Origin of the sequence: Oceanicella actignis, assembly GCF_900111545.1 — a bacterium.
GTDB lineage: Bacteria > Pseudomonadota > Alphaproteobacteria > Rhodobacterales > Rhodobacteraceae > Oceanicella > Oceanicella actignis.
This window is the reverse complement of sequence record NZ_FOHL01000008.1, coordinates 132,348-158,453: the sequence shown is the minus strand read 5'-3', so window position 1 is coordinate 158,453 and position 26,106 is coordinate 132,348. Positions and strand designations below refer to the sequence as shown.

Sequence of the window (26,106 nt, the reverse complement as noted above, 5' to 3'; positions counted from 1 at the left end):
ATGCAGATGACAGACCGGGGCCTCGTGGCCCTTGCCCGGCACGAAGGCATCGTGCCCGGACCCTACCGCGATGCCACCGGCACCTGGACCTTCGGCATCGGCCACACGGCCGCAGCCAGGCCGCCCGATCCGGGTGCGATGCCGCGCGGTATGCCCGACGATCTGGAGGCAGGGATCCGCGAGGCGTTCCGGGTCTTCCGCGCCGATCTTGCGCACTACGAGGCGGATGTCCGGCGCGCCGTGACGGTGCCGCTCAAGCCGCATGAGTTCGATGCGCTGGTCTCGTTTCACTACAACACCGGCGGCATCGCCCGCGCGGCACTGACCCGGCACCTCAATGCCGGCAATCGCGTTGCAGCCGCCAACGCGTTTCTGAACTGGCGGCGGCCAGCCTCGATCATCCCGCGCCGCGAGGCTGAGCGCGACCTGTTCCGCCATGGCCGCTATCCCGGCGGCACGATCCCGGTCTGGTCGGTGGACTGCGCGGGCCGGGTGGACTTCTCGCAACCGATCCGCCGACTGACCGAGACGCAAGCGCTGGCGCTGCTGCACCCGGCAAAGACTGTGCCACCGCCCAGTTCCGCACCCACCTCTGAAAAACCGACCAGATGGCTCGCCCGCCTGATCACCCTTGTCTCCAGCTTGATCCGGAGGACCTGATCCATGCGCTACATTCGCCCCAACTCCTTGACCTGGTGGGCGGGACTGCTCGCCTTGCTCACCGGCATCGCCTCGCTCGCGATGCCCGCCACCGGACCGCTCGGGGAACTGCCCCGGCTCGTCGCGCTGCTTGCCGGCTCCGGCGATGCCTCGCCCGCGGGGCTCATGTTCCTCGGTCTTGGCCTGATCGGCCTGCGCGACCGGATCGAGCGCGGGTTCCGCGGGGATGACTGAAATTCTGATCTGGGGAATAGGCGCGCTGGCGGCTTTGGGCGGGACTGTCCTCGGCCGCCTCTGGGGGCGGCTGGAAGGGAAGCGCGCAGGTAAACGGGAGGCGGAACGCGATGCACAACGCAATCAGACAAAGCGGATGGAACGCGGGCGCGAGGCGGTGCGCGACGGCCGCGGCGCTGGCGATCCTGCTGACCGGCTGCGGCGCAACGACGGTCTCTGGTGACGCGGGCTGCGCCTCCTATGTCGAGGCGTGCCTTGCCCGACCGCCTGTGGAGACGGTGGTCGAAATGCCCGCCACATGGGCAGGCTGGGTCGCCGATCTCGACGACCGCATGACGGGAACCTGCCGATGAAATCCCTCTCTCCGGAACTGCAGGCCCATCTCGACGAGGGCACGACCACGCTCGCCTGGGTGTGGCGGATCACCCGCGCGGACGGCCAGGTGTTCGGCTTCACCGACCACGACCGGACGCTGAGCTTCGATGGCACCGACTTTGAGCCGGAAAGCGGCCTGACCGCCTCAGAAGTCCGCTCGGGATCGGACCTCTCGGTCGATGCGCAGGACGCCGAGGGGGTGCTGACCTCCGACCGGATCACCGAGACCGACATCCTCGATGGCCGCTGGGACAACGCGGAGGTCGAGGTCTGGCGGGTGAACTGGGCCGACAAGGGCCAGCGCGTGCTGATGCGGCGCGGTGCCATCGGCCAGATCCGGCGCGGGCGGCTCGCCTTCGTCGCCGAGGTGCGCTCGCTCGCCCATGTGCTGGGCCAGACGGTCGGGCGGACCTTCCAGGCAACCTGCGATGCAGCACTCGGCGATGCACGCTGCGGTGTCGATCTGGAGGACCCGGCCTACAAAGGGACGGGCGCCGTCATCGATCTCTTGCGCGACCGGGCCTTCACCGCTTCGGGCCTAGGCGGGTTCGAGGCCGGCTGGTTCACCTTCGGGACCATCGAATGGACCAGCGGCGCCAATGCCGGGCGGCGTGCAGAGATCGTCGCGCATGACCTGACCGACGGCATCGCCGTGCTGACGCTGCTCGAAGCGCCAGTGAGGCCCATCGCCGGGGGAGATGGTCTTATCGTCCGCGCGGGCTGCGACAAGCGCATTGAGACCTGTGGCACGAAGTTCGCCAATGTCGCCAGTTTCCGGGGCTTCCCGCATATCCCCGGCCAGGATGCCGTTCTCCGTTACGCGACGAAGGACGGCGGGCACGACGGGAGCGTGCTGTGAGAGCCGCCGATCCGGAGCGGGTGATCGCGGCGGCGCGGTCGTGGCTCGGCACGCCCTATCACGACCAGGCCAGCCTGCGCGGCGTGGGCTGCGACTGCCTCGGACTGGCCCGGGGCGTCTGGCGCGAGGCCGTGGGCCCCGAACCGTTCCCGATCCCGCCCTACAGCCGGGACTGGGGCGAGACCGGACCGCGCGAGGTTCTGGCCGAGGGCGCGCGCGCCATGATGATCGAGGCGCCGCCTGCCGACGCTGGCCCCGGCGCGCTGGTGCTCTTCCGCATGAGGCCACGCGCTATCGCAAAGCATGTCGGGATCCTCACTGCGCCCGACATCTTCCTCCACGCCTATGAGCGGCTCGGCGTGATCGAGGAACCGCTCACCCCATCCTGGCGGCGACGCATCGCCTTCGCCTTCCTGTTTCCCCAACGCTGAGGCCCGACCATGGCAACGCTCGTCCTCGGTGCCGCTGGCGCCGCCATTGGCGGTTCGATCGGCGGCGCGATCCTTGGCGTCAGCGCCGCGACCATCGGCGGCTTCATCGGCTCCAGCATCGGCTCGGTGGTCGACAGCTGGATCATCTCGTCGCTGGCGCCCACGCAGCGCATCGAGGGCGCGCGTCTCGACACGCTGCGCATCACCTCGGCCACCGAGGGCGCGGTGATCCCGCGGCTCTACGGTCGCATGCGGATGGGCGGCAACATCATCTGGGCGACCGATTTCCGCGAGGAGACCACGACCACCACCCAAGGCGGCGGCAAGGGCGGCGGGGGCGGCAAGGTCAAGACAACCGAGTATCTCTACTACGCGAGCTTCGCGGTCGCGCTCTGCGAGGGTCCGATCACCGGGATCGGCCGCATCTGGGCCGACGGCAAGCCAATGGACCTCTCTGGCGTCACCTGGCGCTGGTATCCGGGCGACGAGGCGCAGACGGCGGACCCGTTCATCGCGGCCAGGATGGGCGCGGCCAACACCCCCGCCTATCGGGGCACCGCCTATGTGGTCTTCGAGGAGCTGGCGCTCTCGACCTACGGCAACCGCCTGCCGCAGCTCTCCTTCGAGGTGTTCCGGCCGCTCGCCGACCCCGACACGGCCGAGGGCTTGACGCAGGCCGTCACCATGATCCCGGCCTCGGGCGAGTTCACCTATGCCACGCAGGCCATCCGCAAGACCGATGGCGGCGCGACGGTGCCCGAGAACCTGAACGCGCTGCCGGATGCCACCGACATCGTGGTGGCGCTCGACCGGCTGCAGGCGATGGTTCCAGCGGTCGAGAGCGTCAGCCTCGTCGTCGCCTGGTTCGGCGACGATCTGCGTGCGGGATCCTGCAAGGTGCGGCCGGGCGTCGAGGTGTCCGCCAAATCGACCACGCCTATGTCCTGGTCGGTCAACGGTGTCAGCCGCGTCAATGCCTTCCTCGTCAGCCGCGACGATCAGGATCGCCCGGTCTATGGCGGCACGCCGTCGGACTTCGCCGTCGTGCAGTCGATCCAGGAGATGAAGGCGCGCGGGCTGCGGGTGACCTTCTATCCCTTTATCCTGATGGATGTGCCGCCCGGCAACTCGCTGCCGAACCCGTATTCCGACAACGCCGCCGAGACCGGCCAGCCCGCATTCCCTTGGCGCGGCCGGATCACCTGTTCGCCCGCGGCGGGCCATGCCGGAACTGTGGACAAGACGGCCGCCGCCACGGCGCAGGTTTCGGCACTGTTCGGCACGGCGACGCCCGCGAACTTCAGCGTCTCCGGCCAGTCGGTCATCTGGACCGGCCAATCGGGCGATTGGGGCCTGCGGCGGATGGTGCTGCATTACGCCCACCTCTGCGTGGCCGCAGGCGGCGTGGACGCCTTCCTGATCGGCACCGAGATGCCGGGGCTCACCACCATCCGCTCGGGCGTATCCACCTATCCGGCCGTGCAGGCCTATCGGGATCTGCTCGCGGATGTGCGCTCGATCCTCGGGTCCGGCACGAAGATCGGCTATGCCGCCGACTGGAGCGAGTATTTCGGGCACCAGCCGGGTGACGGATCGGGCGACGTGTTCTTTCACCTCGATCCGCTCTGGGCCGATCCGGAGATCGATTTTGTCGGGATCGACAACTACATGCCGCTGTCGGACTGGCGGGACGGGTTCGACCATCTCGACGCCGCCGATAGCTGGCCCGCGATCTACGATCGGGCGTATCTGCAGGCGAACATCGCGGGTGGCGAAGGCTTCGACTGGTTCTACGCCAGCGCCGCCGATCGGTCGGCTCAGGTGCGAACGCCGATCACCGATGGTGCAGCGGGAAAGCCGTGGGTCTTCCGCTACAAGGATCTGCGCGCCTGGTGGTCGAACCAGCATTACAACCGCCCGGGCGGGGTGGAGAGCGCGACGCCGACGGCATGGGTCCCGCAGTCGAAGCCGATCCGGTTCACCGAACTCGGCTGCCCCGCCATCGATCGTGGCACCAACCAGCCCAACGTCTTCTTCGATCCGAAGTCCTCCGAGAGCTTCACGCCACATTTCTCACGGGGCTGGCGCGACGATGCGATCCAGCGCGCCTATCTCGAGGCGAGCTATCTCTGGTGGGGCGAGGCTGCGAACAATCCGGTGTCCTCAGTCTATGGCGACCGGATGGTTCATGTCCCGGAATGCGCCGCCTGGACCTGGGATGCACGGCCCTATCCGTTCTTCCCGGAACTGACCGGCGTCTGGACCGACGGTCCGAACTGGCGGCTCGGCCACTGGCTGACCGGACGCCTTGGCGCGGTCTCGCTGGCCGCCCTCGTGCGGCACCTCTGCCTGCGGGCAGGCATGCCCGAGGATCGGATTGATGTCTCCGGGCTCTGGGGCGCGGTCGAGGGATATGTCATCGGCGCACTGGAAAGCCCACGCGCCTCCATCACCACGCTGTCGCGGCATTTTGGTTTCGACGCCGTGGAGACCGAAGGGATCATTCGTTTCGTGATGCGTGGCCGGGCGTCGGTCTCGACCATCGACCCCGATCACCTCGTAGCTACCCGCGAGGGTGACGTGCTGGAACTGACCCGCAGCCAGGAAACCGAGCTGCCGCAGGCGCTGAAGTGGCAGCTGGCCCGCGCCGACGAGGACTACGACGCCGCACTGGTCGAGGCGCAGCGCATCACGGTCGACACGACGCGGATCACATCGGAGAGCTTTCCGATGGCGGTGCCGCCCGAAGAGGCGGAACGCCGCTGCCGTCGTGCGCTGATGGAAGCTTGGACGGGCCGCGAGAGTGCCACCTTCCGCCTGCCACCGTCGCGGTTGGCGCTCGATCCTGCCGATGTGGTGACGCTGGAACATGACGGCCGGTCCATCACGCTGCGGCTCACCTCAATCGCAGATGCCGACGCGCGTGGTATTGAGGCGGTGCGCCAGGACCGCGAGGCCTATGACCTGCCGCCGGGGGAGCCGCGACCCACGTCGTTGTCGAAGGCCGTGGTGTTCGGCGCGCCCGAGGTCGTGCTGCTGGACCTGCCGCAACTGAGTGAGGATCAGCCTGCGCATCGTCCCTTCGTCGCAGCCCATGCCGTTCCATGGCCCGGCGAGATGGCGGTGTTCCGCAGCGGCTCGTCCGATGGCTTCGAGCTGCTGACCACCTTCGGCGGTCGGGCACGGATCGGCGTCCTGGTTTCGGATTTCTGGCCGGGACCGACCTCACGCTTCGATCTCGGCAACGTGCTGGTGGTAGACCTGCTTTCGGGCACGCTGGAGAGCGTCACCGATCTGGCGCTGTTCGGCGGCGCCAATGCACTCGCCGTCGAGAGCGCACCAGGCATCTGGGAAATCGTGCAGGCGGGGGCGGCCGAGTTGCTAGCGCCCGGCCGGTATCGTCTGACCCGGCTCTTGCGCGGGCAGCGCGGAACGGAAGGCGCCATGGGCAATCCGGCGCCCGCTGGCGCGCGGGTGATGGTGCTGGACGAGAGCCTCGCATCGCTGCCGATCGCCGAAGCCGATCTCGGGATTCCCTGGAACTGGCGCATCGGCCCGGCAAGCCGACCGGTCAGCGATGAGACCTATGTTGCCACGAGCTTCACGCCCGAGGGCGTGGGGCTCCGGCCGTTCTCGGTCGCTCATGTCGAGCAGCCATGGCGAAAGCCCCAGACGCCGGGCGATCTCACGATCCACTGGACGCGCCGTTCGCGATCCCTCTCGGCCGACAACTGGGGCGCCGGCGAGGTGCCGCTCGCCGAGGAGGTCGAAGCCTATGAGGTCGAGATCCTCGACGGCCCGGCCGTCAAGCGAACCTTGGCCGCCGCCAGCACCAGCGTGGTCTACACCGCCGCCCAGCAGTCCGCAGACTGGGGCGCGCCGCTCGGGTCTGGCGACACGCTGACCGTCCGCATCTTCCAGCTCTCCGCCCTCGTGGGGCGGGGCGCGCCCAAGACCGTCACGCTGATACTCTGAAGGCCATCCCATGTCCGACGCCACGACCCATCTCCTGCTGCCCTACATCCTGGCGGCGCAGGCCCAGAAGCACGTCACCCACAACGAGGCGCTGCGGATCCTCGACGGACTCGTCCAGCTCTCGGTCCTCGACCGCGACCTGACGGCACCGCCCGGCAGTCCCGCCGATGGCGATCGCTACATCGTCGCCTCGGGCGCGACGGGCGACTGGGCGGGCTGGGACCTGAACGTGGCGCTGTTCACGGACGGCGCGTGGCTGCGCCTGCCGCCACGGACCGGCTGGCGGGCGTGGGTCGAGGACGAGGGCCTGTTGCTGGTCTACGACGGGTCCGGCTGGGTCGGGACCACGCCGGACGCGCTGCAGAACCTCGCGCTGCTGGGGCTCGGGACCACCGCAGATGCGTCGAACCCGTTCTCGGCCAAGCTCAACGCCGCGCTCTGGACCGCGAAGACCGTGGCCGAGGGCGGCACCGGCGATCTGTTCTACACCATGAACAAGGAGGCCGCTGGCGACGATCTCGGGCTGACGCTGCAGACCGGCTTCGTGACCAAGGCGCTGCTGGGCCTCTTTGGCTCCGACCGGTTCCGCCTCGCAGTCTCCGCCGACGGCAGCACCTTCTTCGACGGGCTGAGCGTGGACAACGCCACTGGCATCGTCGACCAGCCCCGGCTGCCCCGGTTCAAGGCCTACACCAACTACGACAACTATGTCGGCGTCGGAACCTGGACGAAGATCGGTCTGAACAACACCGACTACAACGACCAAGGCGGGTTTGACGCGGCGAACAACCATTTCGTGGCGCCCGTGGACGGCACCTACCTCTTCGGCGCGACGCTGCTCTACAAGGTGAACGCCAGCACCTCGGCGCGGATGAGTGGGCGGCTTGTCCTGAACGGCACGACTGAGATCCGTGGCTCGTCCGGCGAGATCAGCGGCGCGCATGTCTCCGAGGCGACGGCGCTCTGGCTTCAGACGGTGGCCGCGCTCACCGCCGGCGACACGGTCGAGCTGCAGGGCAATTTCCGCGCGGCGGATGGGTACTTCGCCGCCGACCAGACGTCCTTTTGGGGCTGCAAGATCGGCTGAGGGAGGCACGCAGACTTTGTTCTCTGCGGCAAGCTGCACGCCGCTAGCGTGCTGGCGTTTCATCAGGGGGCGTCTGGCCCTCGAACTGACCAGTAAGTCTGAGAAGTTGCCGACGAAAGGCCGCGCCGTCTGCTGCGAGATCCACTGTGGCGAAACGAATGAGATGTCCGTGCACAGAAATGGCTTCGTCCATCGCTTCGCCGATCGCTGGGTGCAGCAGCACGCCCTCGGCGCGGTCCGCCAGCGCATCGCCCCGACCTGTCTGGGAACGGAGATAAGCGTAGACTTGGTAAATGTATCCGCTTCGCAGCGTCGCCTCGCGCCGCCAGCCCGCAGTTACGATCCCGGTGAACTTGGTATCGATTACGATGCGCCGCGCCGCCACCACATCGTCGAGCACAATATCGGTCTGCATGCCCGGCAGAATGTCCCGCGCGCCCCCGCTGCACCAATCGAGCGGCCAGTCGAGGAGGCTGCCAGTTCGCACATGCCATCGCTCTGGCGGCAAGACAGTCCGGTAGAACCCGCCGACTGCACGTTCGAACAGTCGCCGCGCCCACTGCTCCTCTCGATCCGGCATCGGCAGGGGCCGTGGACCCGCCCGTTCAGTCGGCAAAACAAGGTCCATAGCGAGGATCGCGGCCGCCAGCATCTGTTGATCTGCGGCGTCATGGCGGCCGATGCGATCGGCGCTGAGCTCGGCTCGCGACGGCATCGCTCCAGCGACGCCGATCGCCTGCATGTCCGCCGCCAGCCGTCGGCAGCGATGGCGGAGCTCGGGGCGTGCGACTAGTCGCGCCACCGCCTCGAGCGCGCCTCGAACGAAGCGGTTGCGGGGCGTGTCGACGCTGAGCTCGTTGAAACGGCACGCCACGGCGCCTCGCGCAAGCAGCTGTCGGCGCTCGGTGCGCAGGATGTCGATCCGACCTCGGACCCGGGAGAGATCGGCGCAGCGCTGACGGTAGCCGAGGCTCAGCTGTCGACGTTGGCGCTCCTCGACTGCCTGCGCCAATAGCTCGGCGACGAGATCGGCGATCTCGTCCGGGTTGCGCTCGACGTCGACACGTGTGCGGCCCGATGTCCGGAACAGGTCCGAGGCGTAAAGCATCAGGAGCCAGATGTTGCGTACCGGGATGCGACCGATGAATCCTGCCGCAGCGGTCTCGGCCGCAACGTCGGCGACGGCGATCACCATCCCTGCAAAAGCCGGTCGAGAGCCTCGCGTGCTGATTTCGGGGCGTCGAACCAGTATTCGTCGAGCAGCGGACCGATTTCTGTCTCCGCGACCTGGCGGAACCATTCGCGCGTGGCGCCCGGTTCCAGCTTCGCCGTCGGCGTGACGTAGCTGTGCCCGATCTCGAACTGGCGGCCGAACGCCTCGGCAATCTGCGCGTTCAGCGCGAGGATGCGCCGCTCGATGTCATCGACAAGGGCGGGGTCGACGCCACCCTTCTCTGTCACCCATCGCCGCCAGGCAGGCCCGAGCCTCGGCTCAAGCCCGACGAAGGCAAAGCGCCTGCGGAACGCGAGATCGACCAGCGCCAGCGAGCGGTCGGCGATGTTCATCGTGCCGATGACAAAGAGATTCTCGGGGACATGGACCGGGCGGCGGATGCCGTCGGCATCGGGATAGCAGAGCTCGAGCGCCTCGCGCGGCGTGCGTTTGCCCGCCTCAAGCAGGGTCAGCAGCTCGCCGAAGATCTGCGCGGGGTTTCCGCGGTTGATCTCTTCGATGATTACGACGAAGCGGGCTTCTGGCCGGCTCAGCGCCGCGCGGATAGCCTCCATGAAGACGCCGTCGGCAAGGGTCAGCTTGCCATCGCCGCTCGGACGCCATCCGCGCACGAAATCCTCGTAGGAGAGGTTTGGGTGAAACTGGACCGCGCGGACGCGCGCCTCGTCGCGTTCCCCCATCAGTGCGAAGGCGAGGCGCTTGGCCATCCAAGTCTTGCCCGTTCCCGGCGATCCCTGCAGAATCAGGTTCTTGCGCGTGCTCAAGCGCTCCAGCAGGCGGTCGATCTCCCCGCGCTCCAGAAAACAGCCCTCGCGCAGGATGTCGTCAACATCGTATGGCACAGCTGGCGCTGGCGTCTGGACCGGATCGACGACAGCCGCATCTTCTTCGTCCTCATTGGTCGCCGCACCGTCTTGGTCAGCTTCGGCCTTAGAATCTTCAGGCCCCTTGTAGTGCCATGCGGCCAGCGACAGTTCGGGGAAGCTGTGGACCGGATAGCTGTCCTCAGAAAAGCGCGCCTTCAGGTCGTCCACCAGCTTGAGATAGGTCGCGCCACTGCACGGTTTCTGCGGCCCTATCGTCGGAATCCGCATCTGCAGCCGGCCGGTGAGGAACGAGCGCGAGTTGCTGTCGAGGGTTGGGAACTCCCACGGATGCGACCAGTAGAGCCCGGTCGAGAGGTTCCATGAGGCGCCCCAAACGTCGATCGCCGCGTCGTAGCCAGCGATGAATTGGTCCCGCTGATCGGGCTGATCAGATTCCACCAGCGCTGCCGCGGCAGCGAACAGGTCCCATAGCTTGTCGATGTCGCCTTCGCCGCGCTTGTCGCCGTATCTGAAGAACCAGGACCGCTGGTTGTTGAGGACCGGAATGCCCTCGAAGGAGTTCGGCGGCTCCTCCTCCACGCCGATCAGCTTGGCCAGCGCTCCCGCTATCGCGCGCCGATTGGCGTCGGTCATGGATCGGTTGAACGTGCCCATCGCTGTGAAAGGGCAAATGTCGCGCAGTGGACCAGTACCACCTTCCGGGTAGCGGTCCTGGAGATACCCTAGCCCCGCCATCTCTTGCGCGATTGCATGTATGCCTTCGATTAAGGGCTTACGGTCTGCCCGATAATCCAGAAGCTTTGCTGCAACAGCGCTGTAGAAGACTGTCCAGCGGAAACGCTGCTCGCCGTCCGCGTCGCCGAACCGCTCCCGCCAGAACGGTTCGTTCCGGAACCGGTCGAGGTCTTGCGGCCGGCCGTCGAACGCGAAGGCGAGGAGGCCATCCTCCATCCAGCCGCCAGGCTTGACCCGCCAAACCGTTGCGCGGTTCGTGTAGAAGTACCATTCGCGGGGCGGCGAGACCGGCGTCCAGTCGACCTGCACACGCTTACCGTCGTCGAGATTTGCAGTGATCGTGCCGACCGCCTTGATTGCCATCACTGAGACGGTGGCGCCGCGGTTGTCGAACGGCAGCTCACGCTTGCGGGTATAGGATGATTTGATCGCGATCCGGTCGCCCGGCCGCATCGCGCGCACGAGATCGCCATACTTGCCGTCTTCGTAGCCGTTTTCCCAGACGCCTTCGGCGAGAAATCTAGGCGTCTGGTCCTCGGTACGATTATACGCGGCGCCGACAAACCAGCTGGGCCTGATGTTTAAGGTTTCCGACATTCCCCAAAATCCTGTCTACGCCGCCATGCGATTTATTATCCAAGCGACATAGGTGTCTTTTCGATCCTCCATGAACAGAACATGCATATCCTCCAATTCATGGATCGTCTTGCCCCAGTTCAGCTTACCGAACCGTGTTGGTGTGACGATAAAGCTGTTCAGTATGACGTTGTCGCTGGCGAGCCTTGCCTGGATGCCCTTGATGACCTGATGGAACTCAATCTTCTTGTGGCCAGGGCCTTCATGCTGGAGGCCATGTGGCTCGACGAAAGCCAAGTGCTGTCTGCCGTCCTTCACAAGCCATAGAAGGAAGTCAGGATAGAAATTTCCTGCCTCAAAGAAGCCCACCCCGCGCCCGCGGCTCTCATTGCGAAGCAAGAATAATTCAATTCCTTCCGCCGCCAGCCGTGCTTGATCCTTTTCGATGAAGAGGCGCATATCATCCAGGAACTGGAATTCACTCTCATTCAATGAAACCGGTGCAATCTGGATTCTGCTTCCCTTGGCCGCATGAAGCACGGGCTCGTAGAGATGCGTGCCAAACAGGCAGCCTTTCAAGTCGCCAGCACGCAACACTCCGGCTTTTCGAGCGGATATCTCGCCGATGAGGTTCTGGATGTCTTTAATGAGCGCGGTTTCGCTGGCATCGACGATTAGCTGGTATTCGTCCGCTTCAGGCAGGCTTCCGTCACCGGCTTCGATCTCACGGAGTTCAAGGCGTGGCTCGATGAAGGCTGCCTTGCAATAGTTGTAGTACTCTTCCGAGAATTTCTGCAGCAGCTCCGCCGCCATCTCCTGCCAGAGCGTGACGTTTCCAAAATCCGAGAACTCCATCTTACCCGAAGGCACGATGACCTTGTACCAGGTCCGGTCAATGAGCAGCGTCCTGATCATGGACTTGGAAATGTTGAGATTGTGCCATGTGCGCTCACGCTTGAATTTCTCAAGACGGAAGAAAAGATCATCGTAGTCCAAGAAGTCCAGGTGGCCATCTTCGAAAACGGTCTCCTCTTTGGTGCCCAGCTTGCTGTCCCTCTTGGACTCGAGAGACTGGATGCGGGGGTACCAATCTATCGTGACGCCCTTTTGGCGTATCTTTTCCGGGACCAACGTCAGGGCCGGCACAGCGCCATCCCTCTTGAAATCATACTCGCGACCGTCACCGCGCTTCTTTCGGGGGCGCAGCACCTTGAGACGCCGCCCGAAGTCGTAGGTGACCGTCAGCGGAACTGTGAAGACCTGCTTCTGATCGTTGCGGGGCAGCTCTTCTTCTTCGAGGAACTTCCGGAACCGCTCCATGAAGTCAGCCTCGATCCCGAAGACATTCAGGGTCTCGACGTACTGTATGAGTTCCGGTTGATGGGTGGGGGTGGCGAAGCCACTGCGCTGGAGCGACCAGTCATACCCTTTTAGGCGGACGCCACGCCCGAAAAGCTGGATAATCTGCGCACCTTCGCTCTTGCCGACATGCATCAGACCAAGGGTGCTGACGCGCCAGCAATCCCAGCCCTCGACAAAGCGTTTGGAACCGATGAGCAGATTGACCGGGGAACTGGACAGGTTGATTTGCCCGAACATCGTCTCGGCAAACTCGGATTCCAAGACCGCGACGTTGTCGAACTCCTGCTCAGCAATATGGGTCGCCAAGCCAGATGCGTCGCCGACGTTGATGAGCCCGAACGGCTTCTCGGCCTGTCCGACGCGTAGCATAATCTCGTTCTCGTCGCCCTTGATCCGGGCAATCAACAACTCACCACCGGCCCGGTTCTGAAAGAGCTTTTCGAGGATGTCGCGGAACAGGTCGCCGGGCTTCCAGCCCTCCCGACGCATGAGCTGCTGCAGGTAGACGAAACCGCCGGCGAAGATGTCGCCGCCGTTCTCATCCAGGAGACCGGTCTCCTGAGCTTTACCGGTGAGGATCCGCTCGATTTCGGCGGCCGACGTACCCTCGCTCTTAAGGAACTTCGCGATGAAGGCGAGGATCTTGCCTACGTCAGAAACTGTGGCCTTCTCGGCCTTGGATCCGGTGGCCTTGGTCACGCTGGAACCGACGAAAACCCAGAGAGGCTTTTCGATGTTGTAAGGGGAATAGAGTGTCTGCTTGTCCTCGTAGAGCTTCAGCTGCTGATAGAAGCTCAGGAGGCACGCCGTGAGGTAGGAGAACTCAAGCTGGGAGAAGGTCCGCGGAAGGTTGAAGATGCGGTAATCCTTGCCGTAGCCGTCCTCGTAGAAATACCGATACGAATAGTCGAACAGGATCGTCTTCGCGTAGGATGCCTCGATGTCGGAGCGCTTTGCGGCAGTGACAGCCTCCTTCAGCGTCGCCGAATACTCGAAGACGAAACCCTTCTCCGACAGGCGGGCGCGGCTTCGGAACCAGCCGCGCTCTTCCTGGCTTCCCATCCCGCGATGAGCTTCGTCGACAAGCAGCAGGTTTTGGTCGCCCAGATTGCGCGTCGCGATGACGTTGGGCCCGTCGGTGTCTCCGAGCTTGGTCACCTCGGTGAAGTCCACCTGGCGCAGCCCGTTCTTGCCCGAGGACAGCAGGTCGCCGCTGTCGGTGAGCAGGCGCGACGCAACGATGTTGCTGCCCTTCATCTCGCGCGCGTGCTGCAGGGAAAGTTGCTCGTTCGGAGTGATCAGCACCGTCCGCGTCAGGTCGTGCTTGAGTGGCGACTTCGAAGCGTAGTGCCGGAATTGCAGGAAGTTGACGTGCATCAGCAGCGTCTTCCCCGAGCCGGTGGCGTTCTGCAGGCAGAGCTTGTTAAGATCGTCGAGCTCGTAGGGCGTGATCCCCGTCTCGTATCCCTCATCGGTCCAGTACTCGTTGAAGCTTTCGACGTAGGCGTTCAGCGAATCCAGCAGCGCCGCGCGGTCGGCGAAGAACCGGTCGAGATAGATCTCGGCGAACAGCAGCGAGAGCCACTGGTAGTACTTCCAGACGATCGGCCGGTCACGCTTCTCGTTGATCGCCAGCGTGTGGCTGACGATGTTGTGCTCGTAGCGCAGCAGGTCGGCCCGCGTGATCTGGGCGCCCGCCTGCAGGTGAACGTCCAGCGCCTTGTAGAAGTGGTGCAGGTTCTCGGCCGTCATGCCCTCCGGTGCGTCCTTCACCGTCTTGGCCAGCGGCTGTACCGGCCGCAGGGTGCGCTTGCCGTCCTTGTGGTCCTTCAGCGGGTCGAATCCGAACAGGCTGACGATCCACTGGTTCAGCACCAGCTTGTGGCCGAAGGGGAGCGGCTTGATCTTGGATTTGGGCTTTCTCGCCATCGCTCAGCCCTCCACATCCCACATCGCCTGATGGAAGGCTTCCTCGATCAGGCGCACCTTCCAGGTCTCCTCGTCCCGGCGGAGGTTGGGCAGGTTGTTGGAGCCGTTCACGTAGATCACGTCGAACTCGGTGTCCTGCGCGGAGAGGCGATACTTCCGGAACCACTCGTCCAGCATCAGGTTGTCCTGCTCAAGATCGCCGGTCAGCTTGCGCCAGACGACCAGCGCCTTCTCCCGGTCGTTGTGATCGCCCGGGGTCCGCAGGGTGTAGCCCTCGACCTTGCGGAAGCGCCAGGCGCCGTCATCCGTCTCCTTCAGCGCGCCGTCGAGCATCAGCCGCGTGTTCGTGTCCTCCGGCAGCTCGGGATCGACCTCGCGCTTGAAGGCGGCGTCATAGCCGCGCCAGCGGTCCAGATGCTCGACATGCAGGCCGATCAGCCAGTTGAACGTCTCGACCAGATCCACCGCCTTCTCGACATACTCGTCCGTGCCGGGCTTCTTGATCTTCAGCTTGTAGGCCGTCGGATCGTCGAACCATTCGATGTTCAGGAGCGACGGGCTGCCCTTGGTCTCGAAGTCGAGCCAGTAGCGGAGCATGTAGTCGCGCGCAAACCCTGGTTTTGTAGCTCCCAAGGCGGGGGCCTCTTTCAGCGTAAGATTGTTGAGGCAGTCCTCATATGTCTCCAGTCGAACGTATTTGAATGCGTGGCTAATCCCATCTATGCTGATCGGCTTTCCGTCTTTCCACTCAGATGAGTATTGTGCCTTTTGAACACGAGGCAGTGTAACCTTATCGAAGTAGTCCCCCATCTCGACTAGTGCATAACGCCTGTTTCCGCCATCTTCCCTGTTCAGCATCATGATCGCCTGAGCGGTAGTGCCTGAACCGGCAAAGAAATCGAGTGTGAGGTCGCCATCCCCAGAAACGGCAAATACGGAATCCCGCACAGTGTAAACGGATTTCGGGAAATCAAATGCACCGCTGGGAAATCCCATATTGGTCAGCACTTTGGTCCCAAAGTCACCTGCGATGTACTCATTGCGGTCCCAGACGGTTTTGAATTTGTCATGGGTCTTTGGTTTCTTGATTTGAATAAGTCCCTTTGAATTCGTCTCCACTTTGAGTGTATCTATAATTCGGCCTACAGTATCCTGCGCATACCTCCACTTCCGTTCGATACCCTCTTTGTCGATTGGATATACTGCTATCGTGCCGTCTTCCTGTACGATATTTGCGCTCTCGGGGTGAAAATCGTCTGGACAGACTTTTCCGACTCCAACAATCGTCCCGTCTTTAACGAAAATGGGGTAAAAGCAATTCCGAGCGTCGGTTCTCAAAGACTCGGTTCCCCAGTTTCGTAGGTTCGAGTACTCCCAATCATCCTTTGATATTTCAACTTCATTCAGGCCCTTAAGGCTGGGGGGCATGATGAAGTAAGCAAATTCGTTGTTATATGAGAAGAATGTCCCCTGAATGCCCTTCTTGTTGTGGATTACCGAGACACATGTCCGCTTGTAGCCCGGGAAGGCATCGTCAATCAGCAAGCCAAGGCGCTCGACTTCGTTCTCATCGATAGCAATCACCATCGATCCATCAGAGGCCATGATCTTTTGGGCCGCGATGATGCGGTCTCGCATCAAGGTTATCCAGCTAGCATGCTTGTACGAATTCTTATAGAGAATTTCGCTTGTTGCGGCGTTGTAGGGGGGGTCAATGTATATACACTTAGCTGACTTCTCTGTCTTGCATGCCAGCGCATTGATGGCTTGGAAGTTTTCCGAGTGGACGAGTAGCCCACCGGTTCTTTCGTCAAGGCCTTCTAATTCCGAGATCAGTCGATCTCGGAAATCTGGAGTAAAGAGGCCTGTGTCGACGAGCAAGGTGGCGTTCTTCGTCAAGAACTCCTTCGTCAGGGGAACACTGTAGCCGTCGAGTTCGTCTATTGCGTACAGTCGCGCCCAAGCCTCCCGCTGCGCCTCGTTGGCCGCAATCTCCGCGTAGAATTCCTCCGGGATGCGGTCGAGGGTGATGCAGTACTGGGTGTCTACAACGAACTTCTTCTTCAGCCATAGCCGCTTCTGGAAGTCCTCGAGCTGAGCGAGGAAGTCGATCAGGTGCTGCGCGATGCGCCGCAGCACTTTGATCTTGGCAAGGTACGTTTCCACGCGCGGCGCGTCGGCGGACTCGATGTCGTCGAGCCGCATGACCTCGTTCTTGATGTAAAAGTCCAGCTCGCGCCGCAGGAATCCGCCCAGATCCTTGTGAATGAAGTAGTCCATCGTGTTTCGGGCAGTGTACTTGATTAGGTACTTCTCCAGCAGGGTGCGCCCTTTTTCCTTCTCGGTTGGTGCTGGTGTCATCAGCGCGGTCACATAGTCGCCTGCGCCATCCAGCTCGGGTAGCCGCGACTTCACCGTCTCTGCAGCTTCGTCCAGACGTTTCTTGCGCCACGTACCTTCCTGGCCAGTCTTTTCCGGATCGGCGCGGTACTGGAATTGGATCACCAGCTCCGGCTCACCGGTTTCGCCAATTTCGAGCTTCACCGGTTCCGGCTCGTGGATGATGAAGTAGCGTTCGGTTTGCTCCGATGCCTTGACGTTGTTGTGCTCGCCCTCGGTGGCCGAGACGATGCGGCAATGGACCTTGAGGGGCTTCTGCTCGACCAGCGCGCCGTGATGCGCCTGGAACTCCTTCGCCTGCGTCGGATCGAACGTGAAGTTGGTCAGGTACTCGGACGTCTTGATGTAGTACTGGTCACGGTTGGCCCAGTGCAGATAGACCTCGCGCCCGTCATAGGGGACAGCATAGGGTGCCGCCTTGCCGTCCGTCTCGCGCGCGAAATAGCGGCGGCTCATGAAGTCGCCGTTGTCATAGTAGCGCTCGAAGAAGCGGTAGAGGTGATCGTAGACGTCGCCTTCGTTGCTGCCGCTGTCCTTGGCCGCATCCCAGGCCGCCTTGGCTTCCTTCACTTTCGGAGCGGCATCCGGATCGGGTGCGCCGAATTCCTCGGCCTGCTTGCGCGCGGCCTCGTAGGCAGCTTTCGCTTGCTCGACCCGGGCGCCATCCGCCTCGCCGAATGCATCCCGGATGATGCTCAGCAGGTCCTTTTCGAGAAACTTGGTCACCTGGCCCGCCTTCGCATGCATGATGCGATAAAAGCCAAAGTCCAGGTCCGGCTGGTCGAGCTGGAACAGCTCCTTCAGCAGGCTGATCAGGCGATCTCGTTGTTTCTCGACGTTCGGCATGTGACGGGATTCTCCTGCGTTCTGTTGGCTCACACGACCGCCCAGCGGACGGTGAAGAGCTCTTGTTTGCTGATGTCTTGTTTAAGACGGGCTTCCAGGTCGGCGATCATCTGATCTCGTTCCTCGATGATCTCGTCCTCCACCTCAAAGATTCGCTGGCGCAGCCGGCGCTTGGACTTTTCCAGCTCCTGGATCTGCGTCTGGATGCGATGCTGCTGTTCGGGAGACTGGGCCGTTCGCGCCTCCCGCTTGAGCTCAAGGATCCGCGCCTTCGCGTCCTGCAATTCCTTTTCGGCGGCGAAGACCTTGTCTTCGGCCCACCTTTCGAGCTTCTGACTCTCGGCCGAGAACCACTCCGCGTTCTGGCGCTTCAGAGCGTCGGTCACGGCTTGTTCGCGTGCAGCGAGCGGGCTCTGTAATCGGGAGCTTTCGATGGTTGAGACCCCGCTTGTGATGCGGCAGGGCATGTCGAAAAGGCGCCGAACGACATCTTCTTCGATCAGCTCGCCCTCATCGGTCATCGCCGCGAACAGGATGTGGTCCTGCGCATCGAAGCCGGAGAAGCTGAGGCACCGTGCCGCGAGGATACCGCCGCGCCCCACAAGCGGTTCAATGCTGACGGCCTTGGCTGGCCATGCTGAGTAATCGAATGCCAAAGAGGCTCCTTCGAGGGTTCGGCCCTTGGCGCACTCGATGACATACTGCGCCAGCGGGTGACCCAAACGGTATCTGTGTTCGCTCAGACCGTTCTTGGCGATCCCGTAGCCTCCAGCAGGCACAGCAAGCCCACCTGGCGGCTCCTTCAGCGTGAAGGTGAGGTGTTCGTCATCGAACTGAGCTCGGTCGCGGAGCTCATGCCGCGTCGCCGCCCAGAGCATCCTCTCGTATCGCCCGATGTACTCCTTGCTCTTGTCGAGATTGATCTTCAGGCGGTCATGCACCTCGGCGTCGAAGTTCTCCAGCAGCTTCCGCCGAGTGTCCTCCATCGCGACGCTGATGTTCTCATCCATTTCGCCCCGAAGTCGAGAGAACTCGGTCTCGATCTCTTCTGTTGTTCTGCACGTCTGGTAGATGGTGACGATCCGCTTTTCGAATTCGACACCGGACTCGATTGATCCCAGAACCTCGTCGGAAGCGCCGAATACCCCGGAGAATAGCTGAAACTTCTCGGCCAGAAGCTCGTAAACGCGTTGGTCCGCAGCATTGTTTTTGTTCAGGAAATTGACAACCACAACGTCATAAAGCTGGCCGTAGCGGTGGCAACGACCAATGCGTTGCTCGATTCGCTGGGGGTTCCAAGGCAGATCATAGTTCACCACGATAGAGCAGAATTGCAAGTTTATGCCTTCAGCAGCGGCCTCTGTTGCGATCATGATCGACGCATTTTCGCGGAAGTAATCCACCAGCGCGGCGCGTATGTCAGCCGTCCGTGAGCCTGTAATTCGATCACTGCCTTTGTGCTTCTCAAGCCAGGCTTCATAGATCTGTTTGGATTGCGCGTCGGTGTTGGACCCGTTGAAAAGAACGAGCTGATCGCCGTAGCCGTTGTCGGACAAAAGGCGGACAAGATACTCTTGGGTGCGTCGCGACTCTGTGAAGATGATGGCTTTCTGGGCGGCACCAAGTTCTTCTGTCTTCGCGAAACCAGCACTCAACGCGCTGAGAAGTGCTTGCCCCTTCGCGTTCTCAGAAATCGAAACAGCGAGGTCGCGGAATTCGCGTAGGTCGGAGATTTCCTTCGTGATCGCGTTCACGTCTTCTGGGGACAGCAATTCGGGCTGGTCATTGCCTTCTGGCCACTCGTCTGCAAGTTCATCGAACTCCTCGTAGTCTTCCGCTAGTTCCTCCTCGAGCTTGCTCCGCAGGTCAGTGTCTTGCTTGAGTTGCCGCTCAAGCTTCCGCGCAAGGGTGTCGAGAGCGCCTGCGATGGCGAAAGTCGAGGATGCGAGCAGCTTCCGCATGATCAGCGTCATGAGGGTTCGCTGCGATGACGGCAACGCGTGCAGAGAAGGCCTCCGGAGGTAATCTGATACCATGTCGTAAAGAGCCTGCTCTGCCTCGGTTGGCACGAACTCCTGCGTGATCGGAATGCGATTTGTGTAGCGTATGTATTCGAGCACCTGGCGACGGAGCGTTCGATGGCAGACAGCTTGCAGTCGCTGCTTCAGTTCGTCGAACTGATCATCACCGGTGAGCCGCGCGTACTTGGCCCGAAAGCTCTTTGCGTCACCGAAGGTGAAGTCATCGATCAGGCTGACGAGTCCGTACAACTCCATCAGCGAGTTCTGCAGGGGCGTAGCTGTCAACAGGATCTTGGGCGCGTTCATGAGTGCGCCCTTCAGAGTGCGTCCGATCCGATTGTCTGGTCGGTACACGTTCCGCAGGCGATGTGCCTCGTCAATTACCACCAAGTCCCAAGGGATGACCATCAAAGCCTCGGCGTGCCGAGCCGCAAATTGAAAAGAGCAGATCACAAGGCGCTTCTGATCGAACGGGCTACGCACCCCGTCCTTGGACAACTTGTTGTAGTTTTTTGCTTCGAGGATGAGTGTGGGGAGGAAGAATTTTTCCTCAACTTCCTGCGACCACTGCTTCCGCAGGTTGGCTGGCGTGATGATCAGGATGCGACGCTTCCCCTCAGCCCATTTCTGGGCAAGGACCAATCCGGCTTCAATTGTTTTTCCGAGACCCACCTCGTCAGCCAGAATCGCCCCTTTCGAGAGCGGCGACTTGAACGCGAACAGTGCAGCCTCAACCTGGTGAGGATTGAGGTCCACCTGCGCGTCCAGCAATGCGCCAGCGAGTTTCTCAGTGTCGGCAACTGAATGCCGTTTGCTCAATTCGTACGCAAATAGTTTGGCGTGATATTCCGTAATCAATTCAGCTCTCCGGAACCTGTTTTTGCGGGATCGGAGGCATTACCAACGGAGGGGGTGAGGCGACCTATGTGCTCTCGATTGAGGAGCACGATCTGCTGATCCTGCGGCCTCCTAGCTGCCGGGTCCGTATCGAGCCCAAGCCGCCTCAGCGCGTAGTAGAGGAGCGCGCGCCTCACCTTGATCTTCGCCTTGCCGCCCCGCATCCCGTAGTCGAGCGCGATGACCTTCGCCTGCGTCTCCGAGAGATCAGGGTGGGGGCCGACCTCCAGGGTGACCTCGGAATGCCAATCGCTGTCGTCGTCGGCTGATGTGGCGCTCTCCCGCGATCCGCGGATGTCGAGGATCCGTGAGAGCAGGAAGTCCTTGAAGCACTCGTCGGTCAGACAGAACGCCCGCGTATGCCAGCGAAACCCGTCGAAACCGATGGCGTGCGGGGCAATCCAGCGCCAGCGCGGCTCCGGGCTCGACAGGGACTGGTACTTCACCTCGATCGCCTCGGACCGGCGGATGGCGCCGACGACCGAGCGGAGCGTCACCGGATCGATGCCGCGCACAGGCGTCGGGGCGAATGCGTAGGGTGGCAGGTCAGGGATCCAGCAATCTTCGCGCTCCAGCACGTCGTCGGCAACCAGGCGGAGCTGCGAGAGGTAGTGCGCGGCGTCTGGCGGACGGAACTTGCAGCCGAAGTCTGGGCCGCGGACGTAGGTCCGCGCGCTCTTGTCGTAGACCATGTTGTCCGGTGCCAGCGCGATGTAGCGGTTCAGGTCCGAGGATGCCTGGTTCACCGAGACGCCGAACTGCTGCATCACGTCGATACGATTGACGTGTCCCTCCCAGAACAGACGGAACTCGATGAACTCGAGGCGCTGCTCAATCCCCCAGCGAAGTTCGGCCTTGTCCCGGTCCACGTTGCGCTCCTGCCCAGCCCTGCGCGCACGCGAACTGTGCGCGCCCAATTTCTGGGCTTTCTTGGACCGTAGCCGTGAGGGATTGCGCAATCAATCGAAAAGGGGCGCGTCGGGGCGCGATTATCCCAAGGATTGCCTGAGGTTCTGCGCCACCGCATCGGCAGCCATCCGCACCGGCTCGGCCGCCAGATGGGCGTAGCGCGCCGTGGTCTGGACCTGCGTATGGCCGAGCAGCTTGCCAATCATCGGCAGGCCTTGACCCGAGGCGACGGCCGTCGATGCGAATGTGTGGCGAAGGTCGTGGATACGGACATCCTTCAATCCGGCGCGGGCGCGGGCGCGCTGCCAGAAGGGCTGGAGATCGCTCAGGCGCTTGCCGGGCAGGGTGCCGGGGATGACCCAAGGGTTGCCTTCGATGCGCGGAGCGTCGCGGAGCAGCTCGACAGCAGGCTGACCAAGATGGACGACCTTGGCGCCCGACTTCGAATCCGGCAGGCGCAGGACGCGCTCGGCCAGATCGAAGTATTCCCACTTCAACGTCATGATCTCGTTGAGCCGGCAGCCGGTAAGGATCAACAGGCGGGCGGCGAGGATGGCCGATGGCAGTTCGATCCCCTCCGCCTCCATCTCGCGCAGCACCTCGCCGATGCGGCGCAGTTCCGCCGCGCTGAGGAAGCGCTCGCGCTTCTCCTCGGGGTACTTACGGATGTGCTTTCGCGGGTTGGTGCCGTCCGGACGCAGCCCCCACATCTCGGCGAGGCCGAACATCTTCGAGACGACTTCGAGGCAGCGGTTCGCCTGATAGGGGATGTGGCGGAGGTCGTGGTGGAACTTCGCCACGTCCGCCCGGGTAATGCCGGTGACCGTGAGCTGGCCGAGCGCGGGCAGGATGAAGCGTTCGAGGTTCCGGCGGTACTCCTTGGCCGTGCTGGCCTTCACGCGGATCGCGATGTGTTCCCTGTCGAACCGCTCCGCCAGCTCCTTCACCGTGATCGCCTTGCGCCCCGCGTCCCGCTCGGCGGCGGGGTCCGCGCCATTGCGCGCGGCGGCGACAATGGAGATGGCGCGGTTGCGGGCCTGCTCGCAGGTTAGGACCGTGCTGGGCCCGAGGCTGATCCGCCGGGATCGGCGTCCGGCGCGATACTGGACCACGTAGCCCTTGCGTCCGCTCGGCAGCACGCGCAGCCCGAAGCCAGGGATCTCGCTGTCCCAGATGAAGTATTCTGCGGGGCGGACTTCAGCAGCGTCGACGAGGCGTTTGGTGATCTTGGGCATGGCACTCTTCGGTGGTTCTTTCGCCGTTCCACAGTGCTGAAGCGCGGGCGACAGTCAACGAACACATTGAAATCGCGAATAAAAAGGAAGTGGCGCGCGGTTCCGCGCAAGGCGTTTCGGTGCGCTGATGCGGGAAATCGACGAGCCGCGCGAATCAGAACGCAGGTTCCGGTGCCCGCGGGCTGCTGTTAGGCTCGGGGAAAAGAAACGGGCGATCCGATGGCTTCCAAGACCACCCTCAATGCGAAGAACCTCGAAGCGCTGGGCGCAGAGCGCCTGGCGCAATTGCTGATCGAGGTCAGCACCGGCAACGCGGCCGCCAAGCGCAAGCTGCGGCTCGCGCTGGCCGGGGCCCAGAGCCCGAGGGAGGCGGCGCGGGAGATCACCAAGCGGCTGACCAGCATCGCCCGCGCCCGCAGCTTCATCACCTGGAAGAACCGCAAGGCGCTGGTCACGGATCTCGAAACCCAGCGGCGCGCCATCGTCGAGCAGATCGCGCCCGCCGATCCGGATGAGGCGCTGGCGCTAATGTGGCGGTTCATCGCGCTCGCCACGCCGGTGTTCGAGCGCTGCGACGACTCTAGCGGCACCGTCATCGGCATCTTCCACCAGGCCTGTGCCGATCTGGGGCAGCTCGCGGCAACGGTCCGGCCTGATCCGCACGCGCTCGCCGGCACTGTTCTCGATGCGCTCCAGGACAACGGCTATGGCCAGTATGACGGCCTGATCGGCATCATGGCCCCGGCGCTTGGCGACGAGGGGCTCGCGGCCCTGAAAGCGATGGCGGAGGACCTCGGTCGCTCGCCCGTGCCGGTGCCGTCGAAGGACCAATGGAAGGCGGTGGGCTGGGGCCCGGGCGGCACCACCTACGAGCACGAGATTCGGGCGCGCGAGCGCACGAGCACGGTCGCCATGGCGCTCAAGGACATCGCCGATGCACAGGGCGACGTCGACGGCTTCATCGCCCAGTACGATCCGAAGACCCGCAAGGTGCCGCAGATCGCGGCGGAGATCGCACAGCGTCTGCTCGCGGCCGGCAGGGCCGGCGAGGCGCTGGGGTTCCTCGAGCGCGCGGAACTCGGCGACGGCTTGCGGGTTCCGCTGGCCTGGCAGGATATCCGCCTGCAGACGCTGGAGGCGCTGGGTCGCGGTGAGGAGGCGCAGGCGTTCCGGTGGGACTGCTTCGAACGCACGCTCTCCGACAGCTACCTGCGGGCCTATCTCAAGCGGCTTCCCGACTTCGACGACATCGAGGCCGAGAATCGGGCGATGGCGCACGCCACGGCTTATCCAAGCCTTCTTCACGCCCTGCAGTTCTTCCTCGACTGGCCGGCGCTGGATCGCGCCGCAGACCTCCTCGTGGCCCGGCACGATGAGATCGACGGGGATCACTACGAGTATCTTGCCCCCGCGGCGGAGGCCCTGTCAGAACGTCATCCGCTTGCTGCGACGCTGGTGCTCCGCGCGATGATCGACTTCACGCTCACCAGATCCCGTGCGAAGCGGTATCGCTATGCCGCCGAGCACTTGGTCTCCTGCGCCCGGCTCGCGGGCGACATCTCGGACTTCGGAACATTCGAGACGCACGACGCGTATGTCGCCCGGCTGAAGGAGGAGCACGGCAGAAAGTTCGGCTTCTGGTCGCTCACCGCCGCCTGATGGTCGTGCTACCGGAAAATCAGCTCTCGGCCCGTTGGAAGCATTATGGAAGCACGCGGCCGAAAAACACTGCGCAATCCCGACAGATCGTGCGCAGCGGGGCCTCGGCTCCGGGATCGCCAAGTGTCGGAAACTGCGCAAGAACTCGCGGTTCCGAGTGATTGTTCATGGTTCGTTCGACACGACTCATAACCTGAAGGTCGCAGATTGAAATCCTGCCCCCGCAACCAAATACTTCCAAGAATACAGCCACTTAAGAGCCTCCCGAACGGGAGGCCTGTTGTGCTCCGCGCTCGTGTGTTCACTTAACCTTCTTTCCGTGCGCCCGGGGGAAAGGAGGAGCAACTCATGATACAATCATCGACAGCGAAGAAGCGGGGGGCGCGCAGGCCGCCGTTTCACGCGCTTGCGGCGAGCCTTTCGCCGAGCCGTTCGAGAAAACGAAGGCACGACGCGATCTCGGCGATCTCGATATGCTCGTCCGGAACATGGGCCTGCCGGATGCTGCCCGGGCCGAACAGGACCGCCGGCAGACCCTCGCGGGCGAAGCAGCCGGCATCGGCGCCGAAGGGGACGGTTTCGCATGCGTCAACGCCGCTCGCCGCCCGCACGATCGCCAGGGCGGGCGATGTCGGATCGAAGGCGAGGCCGGGGTAGCGGGAAATCGTTTCCGTCATGATCGCGGCCCGCGGGCATGCGGCCTGCATCTCGGCCTCGGCCCGCGCGAGCCATCGCATGATCCGGGCCATGGCCGCGCGGCCGTCATCGGGCGGCGTCACGCGCAGCTCCCAATCCAGCGCGCAGTCCTCGGCGATGATCGAGCGTCCGGCGCCGCCTCGCATGACGCCGACGTTCACCGTGTTGCAGGGCGGGCGAAAGGCGCTGGCCGGATCCGCATCCGCCGCCATCCGCCGCCCCAGCTTCTCGAGATAGACGACGAAGCGCGCCGCCCAGTGGATGGCGCTGACGCCGCGCGCCGGATCCGAGGAATGGGCCGGAACGCCGCGAAAGCGCGTGCGCATCTCGAATCCGCCCTTGTGGCCCACGACCAGCTTTCCCTCGGTCGGCTCGCCGACGATCACCGCGGCCGGACGCGGCCCATGCGCGATGATGTGACGGGCCAGCCCCGGCGCGCCGATCGAGCCCGGCTCTTCGTCATAGGTGAAGGCCAGGTGCACGGGGCGCGCAAGATCGGCGCGGGCAAAGCGCGGAACCATCGCCAGCGCGCAGGCGAGAAAACCCTTCATGTCCGTCGCCCCGCGACCATAGAGGCGTTCGCCCTCGCGCGTCAGTTCGAAGGGCGGGCGGGTCCAGGCCTGGCCCTCGACCGGCACGACGTCGGTATGCCCCGACAGCGCGACGCCGCCGTCGACTCTGGGTCCGATCGTCGCGAACAGATTGGCGCGCCGGCGCTGGTCGTCGAAATCCAGCGAGAAGGCGACGCCATGACGGCGCAGGATGTCCGTCATGTAGCCGATGATGTCGAGATTCGAGCGCCCCGAAAGGCTTCGAAACCGAACAAGATCGGCCAGGATGGCGATGGCGTCGGAGACCGGGAGCGACATGTCGCGATCCTTGCTCATGCGTGTCGTGGCGCGTGGGGGCGGTCATGTTCGGCGCCCTGCCCCCGGCGGGAACGATGGCTTGCGCTTGGCCATGCGACGCCATGACCGCGGCCGAGCGCCCCCGCCCCACGCGCCCAGGCGCCGCTTGCGGGCGCGGCGTGCCGCGTGCCCCTCCTGCGGGCGGCGCTTCGGCGGCCGAGGCCCCGGTCCGTCGCGCGCCGCGATGCGCCTGCATCCGGGCTCCGCGCCCCTGGCGCCGCAAGCCGTCCCCGCACGCGCTGCATCGGATC

The 26,106-nt window shown here is 63.6% G+C and carries 16 protein-coding genes; 8 read left to right on the top strand and 8 right to left on the bottom strand.

Annotated features, from left to right (window positions below; all coding sequences use genetic code 11):
• The 7 genes from BMW67_RS12740 (at position 1) to BMW67_RS12715 (ending at position 7,621) form a co-directional block, all read left to right on the top strand.
• Entirely contained in the window at positions 1 to 660 is a 660-nt protein-coding gene (locus tag BMW67_RS12740; RefSeq protein ID WP_072747928.1) for a lysozyme, read from the top strand.
• A gap of 3 nt (positions 661 to 663) precedes the next feature.
• Entirely contained in the window at positions 664 to 894 is a 231-nt protein-coding gene (locus BMW67_RS12735) for a hypothetical protein (protein WP_072747927.1), read from the top strand.
• The gene (locus tag BMW67_RS15540) at positions 887 to 1,117 is read left to right on the top strand and encodes a hypothetical protein (RefSeq protein WP_125459044.1); all 231 of its coding nucleotides are present in this window, start codon (positions 887 to 889) and stop codon (positions 1,115 to 1,117) included. Before BMW67_RS12735 ends, BMW67_RS15540 begins: the two co-directional genes overlap by 8 nt.
• A 126-nt stretch (positions 1,118 to 1,243) precedes the next feature.
• Positions 1,244 to 2,128, top strand: coding sequence for a DUF2163 domain-containing protein (locus tag BMW67_RS12730; protein ID WP_072747926.1), 885 nt, complete (start codon positions 1,244 to 1,246; stop codon positions 2,126 to 2,128).
• Positions 2,125 to 2,559, top strand: a complete 435-nt coding sequence (locus BMW67_RS12725) for an NlpC/P60 family protein (RefSeq protein ID WP_072747925.1) — start codon at positions 2,125 to 2,127, stop codon at positions 2,557 to 2,559. Before BMW67_RS12730 ends, BMW67_RS12725 begins: the two co-directional genes overlap by 4 nt.
• A gap of 9 nt (positions 2,560 to 2,568) precedes the next feature.
• A complete protein-coding gene (locus BMW67_RS12720) occupies positions 2,569 to 6,534 on the top strand; it encodes a baseplate multidomain protein megatron (protein ID WP_072747924.1) in 3,966 nt (1,321 codons plus the stop codon).
• 10 nt (positions 6,535 to 6,544) lie between these two features.
• Entirely contained in the window at positions 6,545 to 7,621 is a 1,077-nt protein-coding gene (locus tag BMW67_RS12715) for a DUF2793 domain-containing protein (protein ID WP_072747923.1), read from the top strand.
• Positions 7,622 to 7,664: 43 nt separating this feature from the next.
• Here BMW67_RS12715 and mcrC read toward each other — a convergent pair whose 3' ends face one another.
• The 7 genes from mcrC to BMW67_RS12680 all read right to left on the bottom strand — a co-directional run bounded on the left by mcrC (position 7,665) and on the right by BMW67_RS12680 (position 22,592).
• Positions 7,665 to 8,816 (bottom strand): 5-methylcytosine-specific restriction endonuclease system specificity protein McrC, encoded by a 1,152-nt coding sequence (gene mcrC, locus BMW67_RS12710; protein WP_072747922.1) that lies wholly within the window; start codon positions 8,814 to 8,816, stop codon positions 7,665 to 7,667.
• Positions 8,810 to 11,014 (bottom strand): McrB family protein, encoded by a 2,205-nt coding sequence (locus tag BMW67_RS12705; protein ID WP_072747921.1) that lies wholly within the window; start codon positions 11,012 to 11,014, stop codon positions 8,810 to 8,812. The genes mcrC and BMW67_RS12705 overlap by 7 nt, the downstream gene beginning before the upstream one ends.
• A 15-nt stretch (positions 11,015 to 11,029) precedes the next feature.
• Entirely contained in the window at positions 11,030 to 14,284 is a 3,255-nt protein-coding gene (locus BMW67_RS12700) for a DEAD/DEAH box helicase family protein (protein WP_072747920.1), read from the bottom strand.
• A gap of 3 nt (positions 14,285 to 14,287) precedes the next feature.
• A complete protein-coding gene (locus BMW67_RS12695) occupies positions 14,288 to 17,530 on the bottom strand; it encodes a DNA methyltransferase (RefSeq protein ID WP_072747919.1) in 3,243 nt (1,080 codons plus the stop codon).
• A gap of 29 nt (positions 17,531 to 17,559) precedes the next feature.
• Positions 17,560 to 20,409, bottom strand: coding sequence for an SNF2-related protein (locus tag BMW67_RS12690; RefSeq protein WP_072747918.1), 2,850 nt, complete (start codon positions 20,407 to 20,409; stop codon positions 17,560 to 17,562).
• On the bottom strand, positions 20,406 to 21,317 hold the full coding sequence (locus BMW67_RS12685; RefSeq protein ID WP_072747917.1) for a BrxR family helix-turn-helix transcriptional regulator: 912 nt from the start codon (positions 21,315 to 21,317) through the stop codon (positions 20,406 to 20,408). Before BMW67_RS12685 ends, BMW67_RS12690 begins: the two co-directional genes overlap by 4 nt.
• A gap of 120 nt (positions 21,318 to 21,437) precedes the next feature.
• Positions 21,438 to 22,592 carry a tyrosine-type recombinase/integrase gene (locus BMW67_RS12680; RefSeq protein ID WP_072747916.1) on the bottom strand — a complete coding sequence of 385 codons (1,155 nt, stop codon included), beginning with the start codon at positions 22,590 to 22,592 and terminating at the stop codon, positions 21,438 to 21,440.
• Between the two features lie 219 nt (positions 22,593 to 22,811).
• Between BMW67_RS12680 and BMW67_RS12675 the strand changes: the two genes are divergently transcribed.
• Complete coding sequence (locus BMW67_RS12675; RefSeq protein ID WP_072747915.1) at positions 22,812 to 24,251, top strand: DUF6880 family protein; 1,440 nt, start codon at positions 22,812 to 22,814, stop codon at positions 24,249 to 24,251.
• Positions 24,252 to 24,649: 398 nt separating this feature from the next.
• On the opposite strand, the gene argE is transcribed toward BMW67_RS12675, so the two are convergent.
• Positions 24,650 to 25,816, bottom strand: coding sequence for an acetylornithine deacetylase (gene argE, locus BMW67_RS12670; protein WP_072747914.1), 1,167 nt, complete (start codon positions 25,814 to 25,816; stop codon positions 24,650 to 24,652).
• Between the last annotated feature and the right edge of the window lie 290 nt (positions 25,817 to 26,106).

What these genes read in the sequence shown, in the direction of transcription:
- BMW67_RS12740 (WP_072747928.1), top strand. Translation starts at nt 1, where the DNA reads ATGCAGATGACAGACCGGGGCCTCGTGGCCCTTGCCCGGCACGAAGGC.
- BMW67_RS12735 (WP_072747927.1), top strand. Translation starts at nt 664, where the DNA reads ATGCGCTACATTCGCCCCAACTCCTTGACCTGGTGGGCGGGACTGCTC.
- BMW67_RS15540 (WP_125459044.1), top strand. Translation starts at nt 887, where the DNA reads ATGACTGAAATTCTGATCTGGGGAATAGGCGCGCTGGCGGCTTTGGGC.
- BMW67_RS12730 (WP_072747926.1), top strand. Translation starts at nt 1,244, where the DNA reads ATGAAATCCCTCTCTCCGGAACTGCAGGCCCATCTCGACGAGGGCACG.
- BMW67_RS12720 (WP_072747924.1), top strand. Translation starts at nt 2,569, where the DNA reads ATGGCAACGCTCGTCCTCGGTGCCGCTGGCGCCGCCATTGGCGGTTCG.
- BMW67_RS12715 (WP_072747923.1), top strand. Translation starts at nt 6,545, where the DNA reads ATGTCCGACGCCACGACCCATCTCCTGCTGCCCTACATCCTGGCGGCG.
- mcrC (WP_072747922.1), bottom strand. Translation starts at nt 8,816, where the DNA reads ATGGTGATCGCCGTCGCCGACGTTGCGGCCGAGACCGCTGCGGCAGGA.
- BMW67_RS12705 (WP_072747921.1), bottom strand. Translation starts at nt 11,014, where the DNA reads ATGTCGGAAACCTTAAACATCAGGCCCAGCTGGTTTGTCGGCGCCGCG.
- BMW67_RS12700 (WP_072747920.1), bottom strand. Translation starts at nt 14,284, where the DNA reads ATGGCGAGAAAGCCCAAATCCAAGATCAAGCCGCTCCCCTTCGGCCAC.
- BMW67_RS12695 (WP_072747919.1), bottom strand. Translation starts at nt 17,530, where the DNA reads ATGCCGAACGTCGAGAAACAACGAGATCGCCTGATCAGCCTGCTGAAG.
- BMW67_RS12680 (WP_072747916.1), bottom strand. Translation starts at nt 22,592, where the DNA reads ATGCCCAAGATCACCAAACGCCTCGTCGACGCTGCTGAAGTCCGCCCC.
- BMW67_RS12675 (WP_072747915.1), top strand. Translation starts at nt 22,812, where the DNA reads ATGGCTTCCAAGACCACCCTCAATGCGAAGAACCTCGAAGCGCTGGGC.
- argE (WP_072747914.1), bottom strand. Translation starts at nt 25,816, where the DNA reads ATGTCGCTCCCGGTCTCCGACGCCATCGCCATCCTGGCCGATCTTGTT.